Genomic DNA, 4,667 nt, shown 5'->3' on the forward strand with positions numbered 1-4,667 from the left:
CCCCGTGAACGTCTCCACCCACACCCGCTCAGCGCGTAAGACCCCGGCCATACAGAAGAGATGCCCAGCTCAGAGCCTTGTGCAACACCCTTTAAAGGCAATGCCGTTGCGTTAGCTCGCGGGCGTACGCTGCTGTGTAGTGCTCCCGGGGGGTGGTTCGGGTGTCTGCGAGTGTCGGCGAGTTATCCGGGTTAGGCCTGCTGACCTGGGTGTATCCACCGGGTCTGGTGGATCGTGTGGTGGCCGCCTGTGGTCGTGCGGAGCATCGCAGGCGCCTGTTGCCGGCTCGGCTGGTGGTGTACTTCGTGCTCGCGCTGGCCCTGTTCTCGCCAGCGCCGTATCTGGAAGTGATGCGGCAGCTGGTCGAGGGCCTGCGAGGTGCGGGGTTGCTGGGTGACTGGCACGTGCCGGCGAAGTCGTCGCTGTTTCGGGCCCGCCAGCGGCTGGGTTCGGAGCCGCTGCGGGTGTTGTTTGCCACGGCCGCGAAGCCGATGGGGACCGAGGCCACCCCGGGAGTGTTCTGGCGGGGGCTGCGGCTGCTGGCGGTGGACGGGACCTGCTGGGACGTCGCCGACAGTGCGGCCAACGAAGCCGCCTTCGGCCGGCCCGGCAACCCCCGCGGCCACGACAAGTCCTGCTTTCCCCAGGTGCGGATGGCCTGCCTGATCGAGGTGGGTACGCATCTCGTGCTGGACGCGGAACTGGCCGGCTGCCGCACCGGCGAGGTCACCCTGGTCGGCCGCCTGCCCCGTTCCTGCCAAGAGGGCCAGCTCGTCCTGGCCGACCGGGAGTTCCTGGGTGTTCCGTTGTGGCGGGCCTTCACCGACAGCGGGGCCGATCTGTTGTGGCGGGTGCCCGCCAACCGCGTCCTGCCCGTCGACCGGCAGTTGCGGGACGGATCCTGGCTCTCGCGCATCCACGCCACCAGCGACCGCAGCCACCGTGATCCGGTCACGGTGCGGGTAGTGGCCTACCAACTGCACGGCACCGCCCGGGTGGCCGAGGACTACCGGCTCGTGACCACCCTGCTCGACGCCCGCCGCTATCCCGCCCGCCAGTTGGCCGCGCTCTACCAAGAGCGCTGGGAGGCGGAAGCCGTGTTCGCCGAGCTCAAAACCCATCAGCGCGGAGCCCGCGTCGTGCTCACCAGCAAGACCCCCGACGGCGTCCTGCAGCAGATCTGGGCGCACCTGCTGGTCCACCACGCGCTGCGCGAGTTGATGGTGAGAACCGCCGCCACCCGGGGCCTGGATGCCGACCGGATCTCCTTCACCGAAACCCTGCGCTCCGCCCGGCGCAGTGTGACCGTCACGCCGGGCAGCTTTTCCCCCTGACCTGCTGGTCAGAACACTCGTCCTGCTCCAGCACGACCTGCTGGAACGGCTCCTTCCCGCAAGACGCCTGCGCAGCCAGCCCCGCGTCGTCAAACGCAAGATGTCCAACTATCGGCTCAAACGGGCCGAACACCACGCCTGGCCCCAACCCACCCACACCGGCACCCGAGCAGTCCGCATCCAACGGCCCCAACCAGCAACTGCCTAACGCAACGGCATTGCCTTTAAAGGTTGTCCCGCAATCTCTGGCTGGTCGTTACAGAAGGCGCCCTATGGTGCGGCGGTCGACGCCTGTTGGGTTGGGGGCGTAGTTTCCTGGCCAGAGATGTCCAGCCATGTGCCGATGCGGGTGACAGCGTCTTCCACAGTGGCGCGCGGGGCGCCGGAAGCTTCGAGCGAGGTACGGGCCACGGCGGCGAGTTGGGTGTCGGTAAGGGATAGCGCCGTGCGGGCTGTTTCGTACTCCTGCAGCAGACCCGGACCGAACAGCAGAGGGTCGTCGGCGTTGAGGGTGCACCGGACGCCTGCTTGCAGCAGCAGCGGCAGGGGGTGCGCTGACAGGGACGCGACGACCCCGAGGGCGACGTTGGAGGTGGGGCAGACGTCGAGGACTATGCCTTCCGCGGCCAGGCGGGCTAGAAGAGCCGGGTCTTCGATTGCCCGTACGCCGTGGGCGATCCGTCGGGCGCCGAGTACATCGAGTGCGGCGCGCACGCTGGCCGGGCCGGCAAGTTCCCCTGCATGCGGGGCGGGAATCAGCCCAGCATCGCGGGCGATGGCGAACGCCTCAGCGAACGACTCAGGGGCCTGGCGGGTCTCATCTCCGGCCAGGCCGAAGGAAACCACCCCGTTACCTGATCGTCTGGCCGCGAGGCGGGCGGCCTCGACTGCATGTGACGGGTCCGCGTTGCGTCGGGCGAACACCAGGATGCCGAAGCCGACGCCCAGCCGGGCGCCCGTGCGGCGGCCCTCGTCAATCACCTCGTCCAGCAGGTCGAGCGCGGCGTCCGGATCGTCGTCGTAGGTCAGGGGGTTGAGGTGCGGTTCGATCCATACCGCTCCGTCCGCGGCAGCATCCTCGACCACCTCGCGTACCAGCCGCAGGAGGTTCCTGCGCGGGCCCTCGCGCACCAGCCGGGCAGCGGCGCCATGCAAGGCGTTGAAGTGCTCAAACGAGGTGAGGCCGCCGAAATGCGGCGGCCGTTGGTTACGCTCGCCCGCCAGCTCCGCGAGCGTGGCAGGACGCATCGCGCCTTCGAGATGAAGATGGAGATGGGCTTTCGGCAGACAGTCCAGGCTTCGCACGGGGCCTCACTCTATGGCTTCCCCCGTGACGGCTGTTGGGAGATGTAACCATCACGGCGTGGCTGGTGTGATTACGGCGTCGGTGCCGTCCTGGATAGAGCCCTTCACGGGGCTGACCCCGCGCTGCTTCGCCAAGCTGGTAGCCGAGATACGACGCGAGCAGGCTGCAGATCAACAGCGCGGGCGTCCCTGGAGTCTGCCGCTGGAGGACCGAGTTCTGCTGGTCACGGCATACTGGCGCACGAACTTGACGATGCGACAGCTGGCTCCGTTGTTCGGGATTTCCAAGTCGGCCGCAGACCGGATCATCGACCACCTCGGTCCGATGCTGGCGCTCCGGCAGCGAAGGCGCTTCCGTAAGGACACTGTGCTCATCGTGGACGGAACCTTGGTGCCGACCCGCGACCGCACGATCGCCGCGCAGTCCAAGAACTATCGCTACTCCACAGCCCACCAGGTCGTTATCGACGCCGACACCCGCCTGGTCGTCGTGGTCGGCCGACCCTTGCCCGGTAATCGGCACGACTCCCGCGGTTGGGAAGAGTCCGGAGCCAAGGCCACCGTCGGTACCACCAAGACGATCGCCGACGGCGGATACCAGGGGACCGGCCTATTCATCCCACACCGACGCGAAAAGGGAAGCGACCTGCCTACCTGGAAGGAGGAACACAACCGCTCCCACAAGCGAGTTCGCGCCCGCGTCGAGCACACCTTCGCCCGAATGAAGGGCTGGAAGATCTTGCGCGACTGCCGCCTCAAAGGCGACGGCGTCCACCTCGCCATGCTCGGCATCGCCCGCCTACACAACCTCGTCCTTGACGGATTGGCAACGAACAGCTGATCCCGCCCGCACTAACTCGAAGATCACTTTACGGGACAACCTTTACGACCTCGTGCATGGTTGGCCGTGGCTCGGGACCCAGGTGGCTCGTTGAACTGTGCGTGGTGGGGGCTGGGGCGCGTGAGTTGATCGTGGCGGAGTACCGGGTCACTGGGCTGTCGCCGGAGGTGATCGGTGAACTGATCGCTGAGGTTGGGCCGTTGTGGCACGAGCGGCATCAGGCTCGGCTCACGGCTCGGCGGCGTCAGCGGGCTGTGGGAGCCGGGGCGAAGCACAAGCTCGTCTTTGTCGACCGCCTGCTTGCCACCCTGGTTAACCTGCGCCACGGCACCACCCATGACGTGCTGGCCTGCTGGTTCGGTGTGGACCGCTCGACCATCACCCGCGCCATCGGTGAGGTGCGACCGCTGCTGGCACAACGGGGCTGCACTGTCGCGCCGGCGGTCCGGCTGCGTACGCTCGCCGAGGTCATCGAGCACCTGGGCACCGGCGGTCAGACCGGGATCATCGACGGAACGGAGATCCGCGTCCGACGCCCGGCCGCGGGTCGCAAGGACCGGGACACGTTCATCTCCGGCAAGACCAAGCAGAACGCCGTCAAGACCATGGTCGTCACGGACGTCGAGGGGAGGGTGCTGTTCTGCAGCCCGGTTCGGCCGGGCAGTTGTGCCGACATCACCCAGGCCCGGCAGCTTGGACTGGCCCAGCTTCTGGCCGACGGCCCGTTCCTGGAGATCCTCGCGGACGCCGGCTATCAGGGCATGGGCGCGCAGACCGGTGGGCGGGTGGTGACGCCGCCACATCGCAAGTTCAAGAAGAACGCTCCCAGCTGGTACGAGGAGCGGCACGAGCAGCAGCGCAAGGCGCACTCCTCACGGCGCATTCGCGTCGAGCACGGCATCGCGCACCTGAAGAACTGGCGGGCTCTCGCCCGCCACCTTGGCCGTCGCGAGCACATGAGCGACATCGTCCAAGCCGTTGCTGGACTGCTCTCACACCAGCAGACCGCCGTCCTCGCCCGCGGCCATCGAGCGTGACCGCCCTCAGCGCCGCAGCTCTCGACGTGCCACGGCCAACCATGCACGAGGTCGTTAAAGGGTGTTGCACAAGGCCGTGTTCGGGCAGGTCAGGGCTCGTGATTGCGGACTTCTGGTCATGATGCGAGCGCGAGGTTGTGCATGTGAGCG

Annotated in this window: 4 protein-coding genes; 3 read left to right on the top strand and 1 reads right to left on the bottom strand. The window is 67.5% G+C overall.

Translation table 11 applies throughout. The annotated features are described in order from the left end of the window. Window positions 1–161 precede the first annotated feature (161 nt). On the top strand, window positions 162–1,334 hold the full coding sequence (locus AB0I98_RS49440) for an IS4 family transposase (RefSeq protein WP_362953042.1): 1,173 nt from the start codon (window positions 162–164) through the stop codon (window positions 1,332–1,334). Between the two features lie 270 nt (window positions 1,335–1,604). On the opposite strand, the gene add is transcribed toward AB0I98_RS49440, so the two are convergent. Continuing rightward, window positions 1,605–2,639 carry an adenosine deaminase gene (add, locus tag AB0I98_RS49445; protein WP_362953044.1) on the bottom strand — a complete coding sequence of 345 codons (1,035 nt, stop codon included), beginning with the start codon at window positions 2,637–2,639 and terminating at the stop codon, window positions 1,605–1,607. Between the two features lie 58 nt (window positions 2,640–2,697). Here add and AB0I98_RS49450 point away from each other — a divergent pair, with 58 nt between their 5' ends. Continuing rightward, window positions 2,698–3,480: a transposase gene (locus tag AB0I98_RS49450; protein ID WP_362953046.1), complete on the top strand. Its 783-nt coding sequence runs from the start codon at window positions 2,698–2,700 to the stop codon at window positions 3,478–3,480. 131 nt (window positions 3,481–3,611) lie between these two features. Next, complete coding sequence (locus AB0I98_RS49455; protein ID WP_362953048.1) at window positions 3,612–4,517, top strand: transposase family protein; 906 nt, start codon at window positions 3,612–3,614, stop codon at window positions 4,515–4,517. Window positions 4,518–4,667: the final 150 nt, after the last annotated feature.

The sequence above is a fragment of the Streptomyces sp. NPDC050211 genome, from assembly GCF_040656035.1.
GTDB lineage: Bacteria > Actinomycetota > Actinomycetes > Streptomycetales > Streptomycetaceae > Streptomyces.